Raw genomic sequence first — 20,065 nt, forward strand, 5'->3', positions numbered from 1 at the left:
TAGCTTCGGCCAAAGCAGACACAGAGAAGCAGGAAGCAAACAAAAGATGTGTAGACTTTTACAATCTTTTGGCAACGGGGAAGTATGAAACGATTCCGATTTGATCAGCAAGTAGGCAAAACGATTGATCGCTATAATTCCGTCCATGCGACGATTTCTCGTGTCTTGCGCACGCCCGAAGCGGTTTCGATCGGGTGTATCCATTTGAAAGCAGGCGGGGTTGTTGGCTATCATCCGGCAACTTGTCCTCAACTCTTCCTTGTCGTGAGTGGAGAAGGCTGGGTACGCGGTGAAGGTACAGAGCGCATCCCGATCCACAGTGGACAAGCGGCATTCTGGATCATAGGAGAAGGGCACGAATCAGGCAGTGAAACCGGAATGACGGCAATCGTGATCGAAGGAGATGGACTCGATCCGGAGAGCTTTATGTCCTTGTTGGAGACATAGCATCCGTTTGTATGATGGTATTGGTTTGCCATTCCACCAACCCTACATAAGCTCATTAGACTATCCTAGAAAGACGGTGTGAAAGGCGAATGAATTGGAAAACACATATGGCACTTGGTGCCATCGCAGGCTACTGCGCCTATCCTTCATGGAAGGGCAGCGTCATTGGCGCGACAATGGCACTCGTACCTGATATCGATCAGGCAAATAGCAAGCTCGGAAACTTGATGGGACCTGTATCCAAAATGCTCCAAAAAGGATTCGGTCATCGTACAGTGACACACTCATGGGTAATATTGTTCCTTCCATTTCTGCTATTCGGTGATTCTCCGGCAGCAATGGCAGCTCTGTGGGGGATATTGTCCCATCTGATCAGCGATATGCTGGTGGGCCGCATTCAGTTATTGTGGCCGTTGCGAGTGGGCTGGCTCGGCATTCGGGTGTCCAAATCGATGTATCGGACTGTGGATCGAATCGTATTTTATGTAGCGATTGTGTATATCGTGATCAAGGGTTATCAGTAGGAAGAATGGACATGGAGAAAGTACCTCCTTCAGGAGGTACTTCTATTGAATGTAATCGGAATATTTTGAACGAATCGTGATTGTAATAAAAAAGCTGACACCGGTTTAGGACCGATGCCAGCTTGCTAGTAACTATTATGAGCGAATTCTTCTTATCACGAAACAATTAAGGCATCATGAACTGTTGCACGAGCTCAGCGTTTTCAGTCATGAATTTATCTGCGTTTTGCATGACTTCTTGTTGTGCTTCCATCATTTGTTGGTCAGTCACAGTAGCGAAGTTGATGGAGTTGTCAGCAGTCATAGCTGGAATTTCCAGTGCTTTGCCAAATTCTGCTTTGGACTTCAGCTTGAAGCTAAAGCCTTTTGGCATATCTGGAGTAGGATTCGAGAAGTTTACTTTTACTGCGCCGTCTGAATCTACACCATTGTCCGTCTTCGTCTCGTTCACGGTAACATTACCGGTCAGGGCAACAGGGTTGGAGGAATATTCGTCTGCTGCTACGAGTGCAAAGTCATACTTTCCGGTTTTTTTCTTGTCTTGCTTGGTTGTCTCGAAAGTAGTCGAGAAGTCCAGAATTGGCTGGTCGGTCTCTTTTGCCAGGATGCTGAACTTGCCCTTTGTCTTGTCTTTTTCTTCTGTCGCTCTGTACGTGAAGGACATTTCGCCACTTTGCTGATCAGACAGGTTGTGCAGGGAGTAACGGTAGTACGTTTCTGCGCCTTTATCGTAGGAGACACTGCTGTAGACCAATTGATCTTTTTTCTCTTTCTCATCGAACAAGAGCTTGCGGGACAAGATTTGATGATCGCTATTTACGAGCACGACCATTTTCAATTGATCAGTTGATTTGGTGTCTGTATCATTTGTATCCTTGATGATGTCATCGAAGGCTTGCTCGTAGTTTTTCTTGAATTCTTCTTTGCTGATTTCTTCTACTTTGTAGCCGCTGTCGAGCATCAACGTAGCCACATTGTGGTAGCGGCTGTAGATCAGGTCAAACAGCTTTTGGTCTGCTTTTGCCTTCTCTGCAATTTGCTTCGTCAGAGCCGCGCCTTCTGCGTTGTTAAAAGTAACAGTGATCTCACGTGCATCTTCCTTGAGTCCTTCTTCAGAGAAAGGAACATCTTTTTTGATGCTTACCTGGCTGTCTTTGATGCTGTCAGCGTACAGCATGGCATACGGAGTCATTACTGTTTTGAGTTCATCTTGGTTGAAATTGATCGCTTCATGTAAATCGCTATAGCTTACGAAGCGCTTCGGCAGTTCCTCGCCCAGCTTTTCCTTGAGGGCATCGCGATCTTTCAGGTCCATATAAGCGTATTTAGAGTAAAACTCTGGCAGCTTGAAGCCCATAACAGAATCATTCATGAAGTACTCAAGGGTAGCCAGCTTTTTATCTTGCAGGTGAACTTCCAGGTTCCCTGATTGCTGATTTTTCTGTTCATCGATGTTGCTTTGCATTACGAGCTTCGCTTTACCTAGCATGTCGAGAATTTTTTGCGCTTCCGGGTCTGGGATCGTTGCATCTAGGGCAATTTCACTCAACTCGGTGGTGGAGTGAACTGGTTTTTCCAGATATGGCTTCATGTAGTCTTGGTATTCCCCGTAAGCTTTGGATACGTCGCTTGAAAACTTCATCATGCTCTCCGCTTCCGCTTGCAGGTAAATCGTTTTTGCGCTCTTAAACAAATCGAATTTGGCATAGGCGGTTCCTAATCCACCCAGCACAACGACAGCCGCTGCCCCCGCGATCAGCCATACTTTTTTCTTGCTTTTGCGCGGTGGGTTCACGTTTGTTGCAGTTTCCATCTTTTCTCTCCCCTTTTTGCTCTCTCTCTTTGGTGAAGCCAATGTGCGTAAGGATTTTGCGCACTCGATTTTGTATTGTACCATAAGGAGGAGAAAGGGGAACGACTTCCAGTAAAATTCTTCAAAAAAGAGGAAGAAAGACCCAAAAAGTTGCGTTCTTCCTTCTTTTGTATGCATATAGAACAAAGAAAAAGCGACAGCAGGGGGGAGATCACGTGGATTTTCGGGTGCTGCAAACGTTTATGGTGGCGGCCACGACAGAAAATTTTCACCAGACAGCAGAAGCGTTGTTCATTGCGCAGCCTACTGTCAGCCAGCATATACGACAATTGGAAAAGGAATTGGGGATCAAGCTGTTTGAACGGGTTGGCAAACGCGTTCGGTTAACGGCTGCGGGCAAACGCTACTTGCCACATGCAAAAGGACTCCTTCAACAGTGGCATAACAGTATGGAGGACTTGCAGGCTTGGAGACAGGGCTATCGGGAAAAGCTTCAGTTGGCTGTTTCACCGATTATTGCCCGTGCTCGTTTTTCCCATTTGCTGCACCGTTACACCAAGCTCTATCCTGATGTAGATATCTCCATTAAAATTGTCGACTCCGTGGAAATTGGCCCGCTTGTTCAAAATGGACAGGCTGATCTGGGCTTAACCCGGATGGTACCGGGAGAATTCCAGTTGTCTACTTATCTTTTGTACGAAGATCCTGTCGTTTTTGCAGTCCCTCACAGTGGCGGAGATATGGAGGCGCCCTTGCCAGATTGGGAGCAAGAGGTGCAAACGAACCGTTTGTTGACCCACAATCATCCGGGCTACTGGGATGAGGTGCTGTTGCTTTTGCGTCAGAGGGGGCTTTCCTTGCGTACGATGGCTGTTTCGCAGGTAGACATTACAAAGCGATTCATCGAGGATGGATTGGGCGTTTCCTTTTTGCCTCGGACGGCTGTTGATCGGGATTTGTTTGAAAACCGCTTTATCGAACTGCCCACACCTGGTCTTGTTTTGCCAAAGGTCGCTTCTTATTTGCTGGTACCAAAAGCAGGGATTAGCGAGCCAGCGCAGCATTTTATCGATATCTTGCAGTCCTTGTATCCACCGATGCCGCTTGTTCAGTCCGGTGGACGGACATAAAAGATAACAAGCCTGTAAGGTAGATGTAAGGTGAATCGATAGTTTTGACCAGCATATGTATCCTATACTGAACCCTGCTTGAAGACAGCAGGAGGGAATGACGAATATGCAGGCTGAACCAATCTCACAGAAGGATCGGATTTATTCTATTGATATTGTAAGGGGATTGGCATTGTTCGGGATTTTGCTGGTGAACTTGCCAAGCTTTATCATGTATTCGGAAGACGTTCCTCTACCAATAGAGGCGGGGATCGATGCGTGGATACGCTTGAGCTATGATTTATTCATTCAGACGAAATTTTTCGGGATCTTTTCGTTTCTGTTTGGCTTAGGTTTTTACATTTTCATGTCACGGGCTGAACAGCGGGGACAAAAAGTATTTCGTCTCTTCAGCAGACGGTTGCTCGCGATGTTTGCCATTGGTGTGATTCACATCTTTATTTGGTTTGGTGATATTTTGGCGGTGTACGCACTTCTCGGCTTTTTACTGATGCCTTTTTATCGAAGAAAGCCTTCTACGATTCTAGCATGGGCAGGCAGCCTGGGAGGCGTGTACATGCTAACTCAAGGCGTGGCACTCGTACAGACGCTTAATGGTCAAGAAGTCTATTCGTTTGTAGCATCACTCCAGACGACACTGATACCGATCTTCGTGATGTTCCTGTTTGGTTTGTATGCGGGATCGCGCGGGTTGATTGCTCAAATTCGTGAGCATAAGCCGTTGTTGAAACGAATCGCGGCTACTACACTTGTAATCAGTCTTCCGATCGCAGCAGGGATTATGTGGGCAAGCGGTGTTGTCTATGGTCCAAAGCTTGAGCAGGTGAATAAAATATTGGTTGATCTAAGTACGCTGCCTATGGCGCTGTGCTTTATCGCCAGCTTGTTTCTGTTGCTGGATCGTGAGCTGGCAAGGAAAATTCTCCAGCCGTTTGCTTACACGGGACAAATGGGGTTAACGACTTATTTGGGTCAGACAGTCATCATGACCATTCTGATTCCTTTGTTCGGCATTACGGCCATGCCGCTATCTTCTTGGCTTTTGCTCGCGTTTCCGATCTATGCGTTTCAATTACTCGTAAGCTGGCTGTGGCTGAAGCGTTTTAATCGAGGGCCGATGGAAAAGCTGTGGCGCTTCCTGACGTACGGACGTAAAAAGAAATCGGTTCCAGCTCCTGCTAACTGATTGTAAAACGTGATCAAAACTACGGTTTTCTTCTATTTCCCTTCACGATTATGAATCGATTATACTGAAGAGAAAAGAGACGAAAATGGAGTGGTGATGATGACAAAACAACATCCTTTGGCTATCGGCTTGGATGGTATCGCCGTAGCAGAAACAGACCTTAGTTTGGTGGATGGGATTAATGGACTGCTGGTGTACCGCGGTCATTGGGCGCGTGATTTGGCTATCCATCACACATTTGAGGAAGTGGCACACCTGCTCTGGTTCGGACATTTGCCTAGCGAGCAGGAGTTGACTGATTTAAAAGATAAGCTCAAAGCAAACCGTGAGCTGCCGGAGCACGTAAAGGGAATCTTGAAGCTGATCCCGGCAGATGTAGATATGATGAGTGTACTGCGTACAGGTGTTTCGGCGCTGGGCAGTTCCTCGCACGGCTTCCCGCCGACCATCGATGAGGTGATTTCGCTTGCTGCCAAGATGCCAACCATCGTTGCGTATCGCTTCGCTTGTTTGGAGGGCCGCGAGCCGTTGGCACCGAATCCGGAGCTGGACCATACAGCGAACTATCTGTATATGCTCAAGGGCGAAAAGCCAAAAGCGGCGCATGCTCGCGCACTGGATGCGTACCTGATTTTGACGCAGGAGCATGGCATGAATGCATCCACATTCTCCGGTCGTGTCGTTAGCTCGACCGAATCCGATCTGATTTCTTCCATTACGGCGGCAATCGGAACGCTGAAAGGTCCTTTGCACGGTGGAGCACCATCTGAAGTGACGGAGATGATCGAGGCTATCGGTACGAAGGAAAATGCAGAGCCATGGCTGCGCAACAAGCTGGAGAACGGCGGACGCTTGATGGGCTTCGGGCACCGCGTCTATAAAACGATTGATCCGCGTGCGACTGCTCTGCGCGTTGTTGCATCCGAGCTGTCGTCCAACGATCCATGGTTCGATCTGGCGACACACGTGGAAAAAGTAGGCTTGCAGTTGCTGGAAGAGTACAAACCAGGTCGCAAGCTGAATACAAACGTAGAGTTTTTTGCCGCAGCAGTCATGCGTGCAGTGGGTTTGGACGATAATTTGTTTACACCGACATTTGCTGTGAGCCGTGTGGTCGGCTGGAGTGCGCACATTCTGGAGCAGGCAGGCAAAAACCGCATTATTCGCCCGCAATCCAATTACATTGGCACGATGCCAGAATAATAAAGACGTGAATCATGAAAGCTATCCGTTATGCGGGTAGCTTTTTTTCGTGTTTATACATGTGGCTGCGGTGGGGAGAAGAATATTTCCAGTCTAGGCTCCAGGCTCCGTCCCACTGGAGGATTAGACTGCCCGCTCCGAAGGGATTTGCGGGGAAACGCAAAAGTGGTAGCCGCTTCGTCGCGTGGGCACGTTGCGTTTCTGTTGCCCGCAAATCCCTTCTCCGCTCGGTAGGACTTCACAAGTCGCTACGCCTGGAAATATTCTTCTCTGGCGTAACTGATGAGGTTCTTCCATCTCTTTTAAGTTATTAAAAAATCGGATCACACGGAAAGCTCGTAGAGGAAACAGGAGAAAAAAGCGAAGATCTTTGGTACACCGACCGAGCCGGAATGGAGAAAGCGAAACACGCTCTTAAGCGTCCACCTCTGAAAAACATCCTGAAAGAACTACTTTGGACGCGGTTTCGCTTTTTACATGGAGGCGGGCAGTGAATCCCTCAGCGGGTGGGACAAGAAGCTGAGCGTTTTCTCCTGTTTCCTCCCCACCACAACTGCGGGACCAAAGTGCAACTTGGGATTGCAGAAGATGCTTACTTTTGGCATGATAATTAAAAAAAGTAAGGAGTGGAGCAAATGGCGTTGTTGTCTACCCCGTTTCAGTTTAAAGGACTTAGCTTGAAAAATCGGATCGTCATGCCGCCGATGTGCCAGTACTCTGTGGATGCACACGATGGAACACCAACCGACTGGCATTTTGTTCATTACGTTTCTCGTGCAGTAGGCGGAACAGGTCTGATCATTGTGGAAATGACCGATGTCGAGCCTGATGGCAGAATTTCCAACGGCGATTTGGGCTTGTGGTCTGACGAGCAGATTCCGGCATATGCACGGATCGTCTCCGAGGTTCATAAGTATGAGGCCAAAATTGGTATACAGATTGCTCATGCGGGCCGCAAAGCGGAAGACGCAGAAGTGCCTGTATCGGCGTCCGCAATTGCTTTCCCAGGGGCGCGCTACAAAACGCCACGGGCGTTGACGACAGAAGAAGTCAAACAAATGGTCGTCAAGTTCCAGGACTCTGCGAGACGTGCGGTGGAAGCCGGGTTTGACACCATTGAAATCCACGGTGCGCACGGATACCTGATCCACCAGTTCCACTCCCCTTTGACGAATCAGCGAGACGATGAATATGGGCGGGATAAAGCGCTATTTGGCGTTGAAATTATTCAGGCGATCAAAGCGGTTATGCCAGCGGACATGCCGCTGATCATGCGCGTCTCTGCCGTAGAGTACGTGGATGGCGGGTATGGGCTGGATTACAGCACGGAGCTGTGCCGCCGTTACAAGGAAGCAGGCGTGGATATTTTCCATATATCCAGCGGCGGGGAAGGACCGATTGGTTCAGCAGGCCGTCCAGGTGTTCATCCTGGCTATCAAGTACCATTGGCACGCGCGATTAAGCAGGCATTGGATGTTCCTGTCATTGCAGTCGGCAACCTCGATGATCCAAAAGTGGCCGAAGCATCGATTGGTAATGGCGATACGGATTTGGTAGCAGTTGGTCGTGGCATGCTGCGTGACCCTTATTGGGCACTGCATGCGATTCATGAGCTGTCGGCGGATGAGTTGCAGCCACCGAAGCAATATTCAAGAGCGTTTTAATCGAGTAAAAGAGCGAGGGGCTTTCCTTTCGACTGCATGAGTCGGAGGAGAGCCTTTTTTACTTTGAGCCCCTTGACACTTTTTGGCAGTAGATTTAAGATGAATGTCAGTCAGTACTGACAATCACTTTCGGGAATGAGGATAGCAATGAGCAGCAGCAAAAGTCTTACAAGCAGCGAAAAACTGATGACAGCCGCAATCGATCTCATCGCGGAAAGAGGCTACAACGGCGTAACCACGCAAGAAATTGCCACAGCGGCAGGATTGAGCGAGAAGACGTTGTTTCGTCACTTCGGCAGCAAGCGGAATTTGCTGGAGAGCGCCTTTGACCGTTTTCATTACACGGAAGGACTGACAAAGCTTTTCGCGGAGAAGCTTACCTGGGATTTGCGCGAGGATTTGCTTTTAATCAGCCGAACGTATCACGAAATGATGAACCGCAATCGGAAAATGATCTTGATTAGCATTAAGGATGAGGCCCATTTGCCCGGCTTCCGCGAGCGGACCCAAAAGCACCCGCGACAGTTGATGGTACTGTTTACAGATTACTTCAAAGAGATGGGCAAAAAGGGCAAGATGATCCAAACGAACCCGGAGGCACAGGCGACTGCCTTTATGGTTATGAATTTCGGGGCGTTTTTGAACGATCTGGATGGCACTAGCAATTTTTCAGGGGTATCTCTGGATGCATTTATCGAAGAGAGTGTAGAGATTTTTGCTAGGGGTTTGACTCCCTAGTTTTTTTATCACTCATATGTCAGTCAGTACTGACAGTCAAAACGTGAAATCAAAGTGAAGGGGAAGATACGGCATGGAAGTGACAAAAACGCAGCAAAACAGGGACATATTAATCCGAATCTTGATGTTTACCTTGGTCATATCCTCCATGAGTGCCCTGGTGTTTAACATTGCACTCCCCGAAATTAGCAAGGAGTTTGGTTTGAGCATAGCGCAGGTGAGCTGGCTATCGACCGCATATGGATTGTTGTACGCGATCGGAACCGTGACGTATGGCAAGCTGGCGGATCGATACAAGCTCAAGAATTTATTGACGTTCGGACTCTTGGTGTTTACGGCTGGTTCGTTTTTCGGTTTGGTCTCCGATTCCTTTGCGATGGCTCTATTCGGGAGATGCTTGCAGGCAGTAGGGGCGGCTGTCATTCCGGCGACTGCAATGCTCATTCCATTGCGATACTTCCCGCCGGAGCGCAGGGGTTCTGTTTTAGGAAGAACGGCAGTAGGATTGGCTCTTGGCGGTGCACTCGGTCCTGTGGTCGCGGCGTTAATCGTCAGCTTTGCCCATTGGCGCTGGCTGTTTTCCATACCGCTCCTGTTCTTGCTTACGCTGCCGTTCTACCGCAAATATCTGGACGATGAGGAGATCGCGTCTGGTGGGAAGTTTGATTGGGTGGGTGGCTCCTTACTTGCAATCAGCGTGACGTCACTGCTTTTGGGAGTAACGAATGGATCGTGGTGGTTTGCATTGGGCAGTTTGGTTACTTTGCTCCTGTTCGTCGTACGTATTCGTTCGGTAGCTGATCCGTTTGTACAGCCGAAGGTTTTTGCCAACAAGCAGTATACAATCGGGATTCTGATGGCATTTCTCATAAATGGAATGGGGATATCGCTTTATTATCTCAGTCCGCTACTCTTGGCTCAGGTGCAGCAGTTATCGACGAGCTGGATCGGTTTTGTGATGGTTCCAGCGGCCATCGCTTCGGCATTGCTTGGCCGTGTGGGAGGAAAGCTCGCGGACAGGCGGGGGAATGTTTTTTTGTATTTCGTTGCGTCTAGCTTACTGATTGGCTGCTTTGGGTTGCTGTCTACTTTTACAAGCGCCTCGGTTATAGGCATTGCGCTTTTCTTGATCCTAGGCAATGTAGGGCAGTCTTTTATGCAAATCTCGATGGCGAACTCGATCTCGAGGACGTTGACGAAGGAGCAGGCGGGAGTAGGCATGGGAATCTTTTCAATGCTGAGCTTCATTTCCATGGGGATCGCGTCTGCGGTATACAGCAAGGTTATCGATCTTGGCGCGGCTACCAATTGGAACCCGGTGAATCCTTATACGAGCGGCTTTATTTACAGCAATATTTATTTGATGATTGCCCTGATGCACGTGTGTCTTATCGTCTTCTACTACTTTCAGTTTGGTAGGGCCAAGAGACAAAGCCTTATAGCGGATAGCTGACCTTTTGTTCACTCAGGCTTAATGCAATATGTGGTAGACTAAAACAAAAAAAGGAAGGGAGTTCCTGTTGACGGTGGAGTAAGAGGAAAGAAGAAAACGCCTTTTCCAATCAGGAAAGGGCGTTCTTTATGTAACTACTCTTTGCCCAACTAATACATCACCATGTTCCCAGTCTTTTTCATATGCTTCTCCGCTTGCTTCAACAACACGACGGTCGCCGTCACGAGCACCAGCAAGACGGCGGCTAGAAGTCCCATACTCGGCAGCATTGTTTGCAACGACGCTCCCTCCATCAGCAGCTCGCGAATCAACTGAAGGGCGTAGGTCAGGGGAAAGCAAAAGGAAATGACCTTGGCCCAAACCGGAAAGGCCATCGGGGGCAGACGGACACCGGAAAAGATCAGCATCGGTTCATCCAGAACGGTGTAGAGAAAGCTCGAATCGCGTGAAAACAGAAAGAGCACACAGAGAAAGCCGCCCCAGACGATGGCCGATACCAGCAAGATGAGGAAGGCGAGTGGAGGCGCCCACCAGCCGCTCAGTTGAATGCCATCGACAAAAAACAAGGCTAGCAGGACAAAGCAAAAGAACAGCCAGACCCCTTCGATCAGCGAGGAAAGCGAGCGCCCATACAGAAAAGCGAGCCGGTTGACCGGGCTGATGAAGATCATTTCCATGGTCCCTGCTTGCCGTTCAAAGCTCATTTGCCACGACGACTGTACCAGGCACCAATAAAAGATGTAGCCTAAATAGCCAGTCAACAGGAACAGCGGCAACTGCTCGTAGCTAATGAACCGGGCAAGAGGGGAATCAGCTCCCATCCGAAACGGGGCAAATGAATAATACGCGGTCACGAAATTGATGACGGGCCAGACCAAGAGCGAGAAGTAGATCATTTTGCTGTGAAACGAATGGCGATGCTCCTTGATGATTTCGGCCAAAAGCAGGCTACCTAGCTGTTTCATGCCCCCCTCCGATCTGCCATGTGCAGGATGACGTCCTCCAGTGATGGCTGTTGGGTAGAGAGACGCAAGACAGGGGATTGATGAGCAGCCAAGAGGGAAAGCAGCGGAGTCGTCATATCCGTTTTTCCCCGTAACGTCACTTCCCAGGTTTGCTCGTCTGTTTCTGCGATTTCACGCGAGCCGCCGTAATCCAGAGCTAGCTGGCGCAGATCGTAATCGAGCGAGTCGGAAAGTGAGGGGATCACTACCTGTAAGGCAGTATCCAGGTGGAGCGATTTGGTCAGGTGCTCCGGTGTATCATGCGCTACAAGCCTTCCTTTATCGATGATATATACCTCATCGCAAAGCTCTTCTACCTCATGAATGTAGTGGCTGGTCAACAAAATGGCTTTTCCATGCTGAGAAGCGAGCTCACTCACATGCTTGCGAAGCTGCCGGGCGATGGGGGCGTCCAAGCCGAGAGTCGGTTCGTCCAGGAACAGGTAACGCGGATCATTGATCAGGCCGCGGGCGATTTGTAGTCGCTGCTTCATGCCCTTGGAATATCGCTCGACGGGAGTGTTGGCAGCCTCATACAGGCCAACCTGCAAGAGCAATGAATCGATCCGATGGCGCAAGGCCTGCCCTTGCAAACCGTACAGACTGCCGAAATATTGCAGGTTTTCCCGCCCTGTCAGCCGCCAGTACAGCATGCGCTCGCCCCCTGCGATCATGTTGACCTTGGCCTTGACGAACCGATCGTCCTTAACCGCGTCATATCCGTCTACCGTGATCGTGCCGCTGGTCGGGGTGAGCAGTGTGGAGCACATCTTGATTGTGGTTGTTTTTCCTGCGCCATTAATGCCTAACAATCCAATGATTTTGCCTGGTACCATGCGAAAGGACAGATCAGCAACTGCCTCGACCTCTGTCCATTGCTGGCGAAACCAGCCTTTTTTCTCCTTCACCCGGTATATCTTCCGTACATTTTCTGCAATCAGCATGATTGTTGACCTCCTCGTTCGTTATCCAAAAATCGATTCCATGACGCGTTTTTCCATCCGACGTATGCCCCACACCCCAATGACGAGATAGATGAGGGACAAGGCTGCCATATGAAAAAGCTGTGGGGAAACAGCATGCAGCGGCGCTCCTTGAATCACGCATTGCCGAAATGCATCCAGCGCAGGCGCGAGCGGCATGATAAGACCGAGTGGTTGTACCCATTCAGGCAAATACGGAATCGGAAACGTCACCCCACTGACAAAGGCCATCACAGCAAACAGCGTGTTTTGTGTGATGTACGTATCGCGGAACCAAAGCATGAGACTGCCCAATACGAGCGCCTGGCAAAAGAAAGCCCCTGTAGACAATATCCAGACAAGGACGGCGCTCCATACGTTCGTATGAGAGAGCGTGAGTCCGAACAACGCCCCTACAAGAACAATCACGGAAAATTCGAACAAAGTACGCATGAGCTGTTGAGCGACATTCCCCAAAAAGTACCCCCTGCGCAAGGAAGGGGTGAGTAATACCGCCTCCAAGGTCCCTTCCCGCAGCTCTGTAATGAGTGAGCGGCTGACATTCATCAAGGTAGAGACGGCAAACGCATAAAAAGCTCCGCCGAGGATGGCGTACGACAAGTAATCGGACGAGCCGGTGAGATGTGCGAAATTCTCGTCCAACTGCCCGGCAAATACATAGTGATAGGCGAAGAAGGCGAACAGCACCGTATATACCCCGGAAAAAATGTGGCCGATGACAAACGACCACGGATAGGCACGAATCATTACGCGGGTATTGCGGATAAAGGTAGCTTTGGCGACATGAAACACGTTATTTCCTCCGTTCTGGGGGATGTGATGAAGCAGGTGGAGAGACAACTCCGGGAACAGGCATATCGATGAACTCATGCAAATCGACGGCGAGCTGTTCCAGCCTTGATGTAATCGCGCGGTAAAACACATACCGTCCCCGTCGTTCACTCCAGATAAAGCCTGTTTCTACCAACAGATTCAAGTGCTTGTTGACGGCAGGCTCACTAATGTTGTGCAGGTCAGCCAACTGCTGCGTGCAGTAAGGATGAGCCAATAACGATTTGAGAATCGCTGTCCGCGTCGGGTCACTGAACACCTTCATTTTGCTGATGAAGTCAGCGGGAATCACCGAGGTGGCTTTGGTGCCGGGAACGTCTACGGATAAGCACACAGAGATATGGTCGTCGTAAATGCCGAGCAACAAATGCGGCGCAATAAAAGTAGAGACACGCAAATGGATACGCGCTAGCTCCGAATAGCCAAATGTGTACGTTTTTGCTTTATGAAATTGCAAGAAGTCTTCGTGCACCTTCAAGCGCGGGTGTATCTGTGACAAAAACGGAATCGGATCAAGCTTGATCTGCTCTTGTGCCTCATGTACGGCGCGGACGAGCCACGGTTCAATCCGCCGTTCTTCTGTCTGGAAAAAAGGCAGGTAGTCGTAGCAAAACTCCAGAAAACTGCGCTTGGTCGAGAGTGGATGGCGCATAAGCTCCCGATGCTCCGGTTTCAGCTCATCAAAAATCTCGTCTGTACGTCCTTGCATCCAAGCATGAAGCTGTCTGGGATGATAGACGGGACCGATCATGAGCTGGGCAAACTCGCCTGCATCCATCGCCTGTACACGCTCCAATGCGGCCTCAACCGAATGCTCAAAGCACTCCTCCCACGGTGCTAAGAAGTCCATGGCATCGAGAAACTGATTGGACATGGAACTAAAATAGTGAAGCTTTTTCAAGAGCGGGGCAGGTAAAGCAGTGAGCAACTCCTCCGCCCAATGCAAGCGGGAGGTGTGATGCTCCGGCTTGGCAAGTACATGGAGACTTAAGAAAAACTCATGGCCGGGTATGTATGCGACATGAAGATGCTTACGCAGCCAGTCAGGCAAATCTTGCACGGAGCATCCTCCTTTCTTGTTTAATTAACCATTTGGTGAATTCAATTTGAGAGTGGGCAAAATTGAAGAAATTATGCCGGAGGGGCAACTCGATGTCAAGAGAAAAAGAAAACAACCACGGCTAACGGGTAGCACGTGGTTGTGGAGCGGTATTACATCTCGGAGAAACGAGAGCCGAGCGTCTGCACAGCTTGCTGCATCGCTGTCAAATCCGCTTCGGGAAGCGACTTTTCCTGATAGCGATATTGCTGATAGTAACGTGTGATGCGAGCGACTGCATCTAGCTGAGCTGCATCTAGCAAGGACTGTTCGCGCAGGCGATTGAAAAACTCTTGGGGTGTCTCATGCAGCTCGATTGGCATTCCTTGCTTCTCCATGAGGACGAGAAATTGATAGTAGGCGTACCTGGTTGGATCATCCTCTGGGCCAACGGGCTGTTTGAACCATTTAGCAGAGCCATCTTCTACGCTTTCTTCACTGGAAGAGGGAGGAACAGTGGTCAATACGGTATTTTGTGCAGCCGCCACTTCTTTTTCCAGCGTAATCGTCCCCTTGAAGCGCTTTTTCCATATGTATCGGCCGAGCAGGATCACACAGGCAAGGATGAAGGCAATGATTAAGTAGGGCTGTAGAACAGAAAAGAGTGATTCTCCGAGCTGTATCTGGACCACTGGATTATCTTCTCTTGGCCCCGCACTTTCCATGAGAACCTGTATGTTTGCCTGTTTTTGGTTTGCCCTCTCGTACAACCGTTCAAACAATTCCACAATGAAAATAAGCACAGGCTCAAAGAGCGTATACAGTCCAGCGCTGACAGGTCCTTTTATCCAACTCCATATCCAATAGATGAGACTAAGTACGATAGAACCGACAGCCAAATAACCCGCGATCAAAAGAAAACGAGTGCCCAGCACTTGACTGCCGAGTAGCAAGCTAATGCGGGCAGGCAACCTAGTAGAAAGTGATCCTTCCCGCAGCACGAACGCCACAATCGCCACAAAAATATAGCTGAGAGTAATGAGGACGAGCATGGAAAAAGAAGATGCGAGCGAATAGGAACCCGGGTCAACGATGGAGGTGTAAAGCACTGTTAACACGAGCTGTATCAGACCCGCCATCAGCGCCAGAACAAATCTGCGTTGCAGACTGTCATGTCGATATCCTTCCGATGCAGCACTTTGTACTCTCCAGAAATAAACAGCAGCCAATATAAGCGCGATGAGCCAGGAATCGTAGAGATAGTAGCTGCCCATTCCTATGACAAACACAAGGGGGTACAGCAACAGATGGAGCATAAAGCGACCGCCGCCACTATGGTACAGCCAGCTCCCCGCCATGAGCAGGATCGCTGCGACTAGGCAAAACGAGAGCAGTTGACCAAAGCCTGCTGTCATATACCCAAACAAGACAAGGAAAACGCCAGTCAGCATTGCCTCTAGCCAAAATGCGAGCGTCCAGCGCCCCATCAAGGAGAGTGTCATCCCATCATCACGCTCCTTTTTTTCAAGCGAGCATGCTCAAAACGCTGGATGATGACAGGGTCAGAAGAAACATCCAGCACTGCAACCTGATGACCGCGTTGAACAAGGCGCTCCGCCGAGGCTTGTACAGATGGGTCCATTCGTGGTGTCACAATGAGAATGGCTTCCTTTCCAGGTGCCCCCTCTAATCGGCGAAGAACAGGCGCCAGTGGCGTTGTCACAAAATGATGGATTTGCGCCAGTTGAGTCATGACGTGCAGATGGTGCGCCTTGCCACTTCCTGTAGGCAAATGAAAATGTTCGCGTCCTCGTTGTTTCACAGTGAGGTACAACTCGTATCCGACCGATTTTCTCCTGCACAGGCCAGCCAAAGACGCAAGACACGAGATCGTCCGTTCATTGGAGGTGTCGTTATACTTTTGCATCATCGGTTCATAGGAGGGCAGGATATGCCCGACGATTCGCCAGTTCGGATGGGCTGTATACTCGAAAAGACGTGTCTCCAGTGAGCCTGTTTTGGCGGTCGCCTTCCAATGGATATGCTTGAAACGGTCGCCTGGCATGTACGACCGAACGCCACGCTGAAACGTGACATCGTCCTGCTGGCGCTGACGAGATAGCCGATTCCCGTCCGGTTCCGTTTCAGCGAGCACGACGGGAGAAAGAGCAAGAGGCAGCGGATAGACCAGCAAGGAAAAGGAAATCGACAATGTCAAAGCGGTAGGCTCCTCGCCCAATAATGGCAATGTCTCGGATTGGACATCCGTCAGCCAGACTGTGCCTCGCTTGTTCGGGATGAAAATTAAGGAGCGTGTAGCACTTTGTCGCATCGGCAGATCAAACCGCAGGCGAACGCTAGTCCGATGATTGAGGATTCGCACCTCGTCTGCGCCTTCCACCGAGACATGCTCCGGCAGTGTGAAGCGAAGCCAGGTAACAGGCAAAGGCAGCCACGAACGATTGTGCAAGCGAACTGTAACGTGCACGGGTGTCCCTGACAGGACGCGCGTTTGATCACTGGACCATTCGAGTGACACCCATTTGGACATGGATTTGACCCACCAGTCTTGAGCAGCGGGTAGAAAAAAGAAAAAGCCCCCAAACAGAAAGAAAAACCAGTGACCGGAAAAAACCGCAAAGAGTAGCAAGACAAAACCGATTATGTGAAAGGTTTGCTTGGTGATCATAGCGCTACACGCTTTCTTCGACGGGAGCGGGGACGCTGGTCAAGATTTGCTCCACGACTTCCTGCTCTGTCACATGCAGCTCTGCTTCCATGGAGAGGCGGATGCGGTGAACTGCCAGACTTGGGAACACTACTTTCACATCATCCGGCAAGACATAAGTACGACCGGAAACGTACGCGTAAGCCTGGGCCGATCGCAACAGGGCGAGCATGGCGCGCGGACTGATGCCCACCTCAACCGAGCGATGCTGGCGAGTCGCTTCCGTCAGATCGATGACATAGTCTTCCACCGGTTGACTGACATGAACGGTCGTGACCTCGCGTTGCAGAGCCGCAATTTGCTCGACGGTGATGACCGGATCGACGGCCTCTAATGGGGAGCTGCTGCGGAATCTCCGCAAAATTTCTTTGGCATCCTCTCGCGTACCGTAGCCAAGAGACAGCTTGAAAAGAAAGCGGTCCAACTGTGCTTCTGGCAGCGGATAGGTTCCTTCCGATTCAATCGGATTTTGGGTGGCAATGACCAGCATGGTCGATGGGAGTGGCAAGGTGACGCCTTCGATGGTAACCTGGCGTTCCTCCATGCATTCCAGCAAACCGGATTGAGTCCTGGGAGTGGCCCGGTTTATTTCATCTGCGAGCAAGACATCCGCAAAAACAGGTCCCTTGCGTAGTTCGAATTCACTTGTTCGTTGATTGAATACGTGAAGACCCACGACATCAGATGGCAGTAGATCCGCAGTAAATTGCAGGCGGTTGTATGAGCCGCCAATCGCTTGCGCCAATGTTTTGGCAAGCACGGTTTTTCCCATTCCGGGCAAATCCTCCAGCAATACGTGACCACGGGCGAGCAAGGCCGTTACCAATAGGCGGATCTGACTTTCTTTGCCCACGATGACGCTGCTGATAGCATGCTGAAGCTTATCCAATGTCGGATGAGTCATGAAAATTCTCCTTTTCCCATTCAAAATTTAGGAGTCTTACGGTTTTTATTATATATGGAATATCCTGTTAGTTACAAATTTTCGAAATAATATTCCCGCCAGCGCGGAGAGCACGATGAGGGCACCGACAGAGATGTAAAGGGGGCGAATCCCTACCTGATCGCTCAACTGTCCGCCAAGCCAAATACCGACGGGCATCGTCGCACGCACGATGAGCAGTCGGACAGACAATACACGCCCCATTAGCTCGGAAGGAACGTGAAGCTGATACAGGCTTGTGCTATGTACCTGGAAAAAAGGGGCAAACAGACCAGCCGGTAGTTCGATGGTGATTGCAAGCCAGAGGTCATGGGTAAAGCCTAGTGCAACAAAGCTTAAGCCACCTAATACCAGTGATCCCAACATAATCAGGGGCTGTCCAAGGCTGCTATGTAAGCGTGGCACGAGCAAGGAGCCGAAGAAATAGCCCAACGGATAACCAGCCAAAAACAAGCCTACATGAAACGAGGTGCCTTGCAGCTCGCCGGATACAAAAGGCAGGTTTAGTACGAGTGTGACTCCGACAGCAAATTGGACGAGAGCCGAGTACAGGCCAAGCCAGAGCAAAAGGGGCTTCTGCCAAAAAATCGCAAGACCAGCCTTAAACATAACGAACCACGATTGCTTCTTGTTGGCGGTATCGGCTGGGGCGATTGGACAAAGAACCAGAAAGAAACCGCTGAGTGCATAACTGATCGCGACCAATGCGAGTACGGACTCACCGCCGATATTCGCCACGAGAATCCCAGCCAAAGGAGGACCTGTAATCAAGGCAACTCGCAGGACACTATCCAAATAGGCATTGGCTTGGAGGAGCTGCTCTCTTTTGACCAGAGCAGGGAGGAGCGACTGGCTGGCTGGCACATACAGCGGTTGAACGAGACCGTTGATCAAGGCAGTGAAATACAGTGGCCAGAGCGATTCTGTCCCGGAAGTAATGACCGCAAAGGACAAACAAAACGCAGCAGCTCGCATCCATTGAGAAAAAATCATGACACGCTTCTTGTCGAATCGGTCGATGTACGGTCCGGCTATCAATTGAATAGCGAGCGACGGCAAGAAATACAGCAGCCACATCTGTCCGACCGCACCTTGTGAGCCTGTTGCCTGATAGATTAACCAGCTATTGGCGAGGGTACCGAGTGAGGCGCCGAGTTCTGAAATGAGCTGACCGAAAAGAATCCAACGATAAGAACGCTGCTGCCAGACAGAGGCTTGGACCGCGGTTTGGCTCATGGGGTGCTCCTGTCTAGGAATTCATCCCACATCAGGGGGAGCTTGTCCAGGGTATGACGGCGGAGTCTGTAACGGGAGCCTGCTGTTTCAACGAGATGAGCAGACCGCAGCATGGACAGGTGATGGTGCACTGTCGATTTTGCCATGGAGAGTTGATCTGTTATCTCTTGCAGGCTCAGGTCCTTTTCCGCCAGCATTTTGACCATGCGCAGTCTGTGCTCATCTCCGAGTGCTTTTAAGGCTTGCACCAGTGAAGGGGGTGGCTGATTAGGGTCTACAGCATCGTGCAAATTTTCGTCGGCAACAGGGTAATAAAAAATTTTCGTCCCGACAGCATCGGCCTGTACGGTCCACGGGCGATAAATCGCTTGTGGAATCAGCAATACGCGTGTCACCGCAGGTTCTGGGAGGTAGCTCGATCCCGTCGCATACTCCACCAAGGCTTCCGGGTTGAGCTTTCCTAGCTTGCTTTGCTTTTGCGACCAATCCCGTTCTAGCATACGAACGATTTCTTCCTCACGTGGCTTGATATGCGTGGTATACCAGCCTTCCATCAATCGGAGAATATGACTCCGAAGCTCTTCTGCATCAACGGAAGTAATATGTCCGATATACGATTCAAAAAAGAGATGCGCGCGGCACGCTTCCTGCAAAGCGGCGCATTCCTCCGTGCTTCCTTGTGCAGCCTTCCGCCGTGCTTCCTGCATATTTTCACCTAGATAAGGGAGGGCCTCGTATCGGAGCTGTTCTGTTGAGAGCTCTCTGACGTACGAGAGAAATGAATCCAGATCAGCGAAAGGACAAAGATCGAGCAGTTGCAAAAGCGTCTTCCACGTGTTGTGTTCCCTCGCATAGTCGACCTCTTGCTGTACAGAGGGTGATAGCTCGTCCAACAGTTGACGCCAGTAGGCAGGAGGGTGTTCCATCGTGTGATGCAATTGATCGTAGGTAGCGGCAGCGATTCCCAAGGCAGCTTCGAATAAAGGAGAATACGAGATCTCAACCCGATAGGTCGTTCGTTCACTGCCAATGTTCAAAATTTTCATGTGATCATCCTTCCAAAATTTGTACATAATTATGTATTTTATAAATAACGAATTTGAAATTCAATATTTTTCGAATGAAAATAGAAAAAGAAAAAGA

18 protein-coding genes are annotated in these 20,065 nt (G+C 49.9%); 8 read left to right on the top strand and 10 right to left on the bottom strand.

Going from position 1 to position 20,065, the window contains the following annotated elements; genetic code table 11:
- Positions 1-84: 84 nt before the first annotated feature.
- Both AB432_RS02525 and AB432_RS02530 read left to right on the top strand, forming a co-directional pair.
- Entirely contained in the window at positions 85-447 is a 363-nt protein-coding gene (locus AB432_RS02525; RefSeq protein ID WP_048036161.1) for a hypothetical protein, read from the top strand.
- Between the two features lie 89 nt (positions 448-536).
- Complete coding sequence (locus AB432_RS02530) at positions 537-971, top strand: metal-dependent hydrolase (protein WP_048036162.1); 435 nt, start codon at positions 537-539, stop codon at positions 969-971.
- A gap of 166 nt (positions 972-1,137) precedes the next feature.
- Here AB432_RS02530 and AB432_RS02535 read toward each other — a convergent pair whose 3' ends face one another.
- Positions 1,138-2,784: a DUF6583 family protein gene (locus tag AB432_RS02535; RefSeq protein WP_048036163.1), complete on the bottom strand. Its 1,647-nt coding sequence runs from the start codon at positions 2,782-2,784 to the stop codon at positions 1,138-1,140.
- Between the two features lie 215 nt (positions 2,785-2,999).
- On the opposite strand from AB432_RS02535, the gene AB432_RS02540 reads away from it, so the two are divergent.
- The 6 genes from AB432_RS02540 to AB432_RS02570 all read left to right on the top strand — a co-directional run bounded on the left by AB432_RS02540 (position 3,000) and on the right by AB432_RS02570 (position 10,158).
- Positions 3,000-3,914: a LysR family transcriptional regulator gene (locus tag AB432_RS02540; protein ID WP_048036164.1), complete on the top strand. Its 915-nt coding sequence runs from the start codon at positions 3,000-3,002 to the stop codon at positions 3,912-3,914.
- Positions 3,915-4,011: 97 nt separating this feature from the next.
- The gene (locus AB432_RS02545; protein WP_235617596.1) at positions 4,012-5,100 is read left to right on the top strand and encodes a DUF418 domain-containing protein; all 1,089 of its coding nucleotides are present in this window, start codon (positions 4,012-4,014) and stop codon (positions 5,098-5,100) included.
- Between the two features lie 99 nt (positions 5,101-5,199).
- Positions 5,200-6,303: a citrate synthase/methylcitrate synthase gene (locus AB432_RS02550; RefSeq protein WP_048036166.1), complete on the top strand. Its 1,104-nt coding sequence runs from the start codon at positions 5,200-5,202 to the stop codon at positions 6,301-6,303.
- A gap of 635 nt (positions 6,304-6,938) precedes the next feature.
- The gene (locus AB432_RS02560; RefSeq protein ID WP_048036167.1) at positions 6,939-7,967 is read left to right on the top strand and encodes an NADH:flavin oxidoreductase/NADH oxidase; all 1,029 of its coding nucleotides are present in this window, start codon (positions 6,939-6,941) and stop codon (positions 7,965-7,967) included.
- 147 nt (positions 7,968-8,114) lie between these two features.
- Entirely contained in the window at positions 8,115-8,705 is a 591-nt protein-coding gene (locus AB432_RS02565; RefSeq protein ID WP_235617597.1) for a TetR/AcrR family transcriptional regulator, read from the top strand.
- A gap of 73 nt (positions 8,706-8,778) precedes the next feature.
- Positions 8,779-10,158: an MFS transporter gene (locus AB432_RS02570; RefSeq protein WP_048036169.1), complete on the top strand. Its 1,380-nt coding sequence runs from the start codon at positions 8,779-8,781 to the stop codon at positions 10,156-10,158.
- Positions 10,159-10,307: 149 nt separating this feature from the next.
- On the opposite strand, the gene AB432_RS02575 is transcribed toward AB432_RS02570, so the two are convergent.
- The 9 genes from AB432_RS02575 to AB432_RS02615 all read right to left on the bottom strand — a co-directional run bounded on the left by AB432_RS02575 (position 10,308) and on the right by AB432_RS02615 (position 19,968).
- The gene (locus tag AB432_RS02575; RefSeq protein WP_048036170.1) at positions 10,308-11,123 is read right to left on the bottom strand and encodes an ABC transporter permease; all 816 of its coding nucleotides are present in this window, start codon (positions 11,121-11,123) and stop codon (positions 10,308-10,310) included.
- Positions 11,120-12,106, bottom strand: coding sequence for an ABC transporter ATP-binding protein (locus AB432_RS02580; protein WP_048036171.1), 987 nt, complete (start codon positions 12,104-12,106; stop codon positions 11,120-11,122). Before AB432_RS02580 ends, AB432_RS02575 begins: the two co-directional genes overlap by 4 nt.
- Positions 12,107-12,127: 21 nt before the next feature.
- Positions 12,128-12,937, bottom strand: coding sequence for an ABC transporter permease (locus AB432_RS02585; protein WP_048036172.1), 810 nt, complete (start codon positions 12,935-12,937; stop codon positions 12,128-12,130).
- Between the two features lies 1 nt (position 12,938).
- Positions 12,939-14,036, bottom strand: coding sequence for an ArsR/SmtB family transcription factor (locus AB432_RS02590; protein WP_048036173.1), 1,098 nt, complete (start codon positions 14,034-14,036; stop codon positions 12,939-12,941).
- Between the two features lie 152 nt (positions 14,037-14,188).
- On the bottom strand, positions 14,189-15,517 hold the full coding sequence (locus tag AB432_RS02595; protein WP_048036174.1) for a DUF4129 domain-containing protein: 1,329 nt from the start codon (positions 15,515-15,517) through the stop codon (positions 14,189-14,191).
- Positions 15,514-16,566, bottom strand: a complete 1,053-nt coding sequence (locus tag AB432_RS02600) for a DUF58 domain-containing protein (protein ID WP_235617598.1) — start codon at positions 16,564-16,566, stop codon at positions 15,514-15,516. Before AB432_RS02600 ends, AB432_RS02595 begins: the two co-directional genes overlap by 4 nt.
- A 142-nt stretch (positions 16,567-16,708) precedes the next feature.
- A complete protein-coding gene (locus AB432_RS02605) occupies positions 16,709-17,647 on the bottom strand; it encodes an AAA family ATPase (protein ID WP_048036176.1) in 939 nt (312 codons plus the stop codon).
- 48 nt (positions 17,648-17,695) lie between these two features.
- Entirely contained in the window at positions 17,696-18,922 is a 1,227-nt protein-coding gene (locus AB432_RS02610; protein ID WP_048036177.1) for an MFS transporter, read from the bottom strand.
- Positions 18,919-19,968 carry an ArsR/SmtB family transcription factor gene (locus AB432_RS02615; protein WP_048036178.1) on the bottom strand — a complete coding sequence of 350 codons (1,050 nt, stop codon included), beginning with the start codon at positions 19,966-19,968 and terminating at the stop codon, positions 18,919-18,921. Before AB432_RS02615 ends, AB432_RS02610 begins: the two co-directional genes overlap by 4 nt.
- Positions 19,969-20,065 lie beyond the last annotated feature (97 nt).

Source organism: Brevibacillus brevis (assembly GCF_001039275.2).
In the GTDB taxonomy this organism is placed as follows: domain Bacteria; phylum Bacillota; class Bacilli; order Brevibacillales; family Brevibacillaceae; genus Brevibacillus; species Brevibacillus brevis_C.

Excerpts from the sequence above, each read along its gene's own strand:
- AB432_RS02560 (WP_048036167.1), top strand. The coding sequence starts at position 6,939 with ATGGCGTTGTTGTCTACCCCGTTTCAGTTTAAAGGACTTAGCTTGAAA.
- AB432_RS02545 (WP_235617596.1), top strand. The coding sequence starts at position 4,012 with ATGACGAATATGCAGGCTGAACCAATCTCACAGAAGGATCGGATTTAT.
- AB432_RS02600 (WP_235617598.1), bottom strand. The coding sequence starts at position 16,566 with ATGTCCAAATGGGTGTCACTCGAATGGTCCAGTGATCAAACGCGCGTC.
- AB432_RS02530 (WP_048036162.1), top strand. The coding sequence starts at position 537 with ATGAATTGGAAAACACATATGGCACTTGGTGCCATCGCAGGCTACTGC.
- AB432_RS02575 (WP_048036170.1), bottom strand. The coding sequence starts at position 11,123 with ATGAAACAGCTAGGTAGCCTGCTTTTGGCCGAAATCATCAAGGAGCAT.
- AB432_RS02610 (WP_048036177.1), bottom strand. The coding sequence starts at position 18,922 with ATGAGCCAAACCGCGGTCCAAGCCTCTGTCTGGCAGCAGCGTTCTTAT.
- AB432_RS02535 (WP_048036163.1), bottom strand. The coding sequence starts at position 2,784 with ATGGAAACTGCAACAAACGTGAACCCACCGCGCAAAAGCAAGAAAAAA.
- AB432_RS02595 (WP_048036174.1), bottom strand. The coding sequence starts at position 15,517 with ATGACACTCTCCTTGATGGGGCGCTGGACGCTCGCATTTTGGCTAGAG.
- AB432_RS02525 (WP_048036161.1), top strand. The coding sequence starts at position 85 with ATGAAACGATTCCGATTTGATCAGCAAGTAGGCAAAACGATTGATCGC.
- AB432_RS02580 (WP_048036171.1), bottom strand. The coding sequence starts at position 12,106 with ATGCTGATTGCAGAAAATGTACGGAAGATATACCGGGTGAAGGAGAAA.
- AB432_RS02615 (WP_048036178.1), bottom strand. The coding sequence starts at position 19,968 with ATGAAAATTTTGAACATTGGCAGTGAACGAACGACCTATCGGGTTGAG.
- AB432_RS02565 (WP_235617597.1), top strand. The coding sequence starts at position 8,115 with ATGAGCAGCAGCAAAAGTCTTACAAGCAGCGAAAAACTGATGACAGCC.
- AB432_RS02550 (WP_048036166.1), top strand. The coding sequence starts at position 5,200 with ATGACAAAACAACATCCTTTGGCTATCGGCTTGGATGGTATCGCCGTA.
- AB432_RS02605 (WP_048036176.1), bottom strand. The coding sequence starts at position 17,647 with ATGACTCATCCGACATTGGATAAGCTTCAGCATGCTATCAGCAGCGTC.
- AB432_RS02570 (WP_048036169.1), top strand. The coding sequence starts at position 8,779 with ATGGAAGTGACAAAAACGCAGCAAAACAGGGACATATTAATCCGAATC.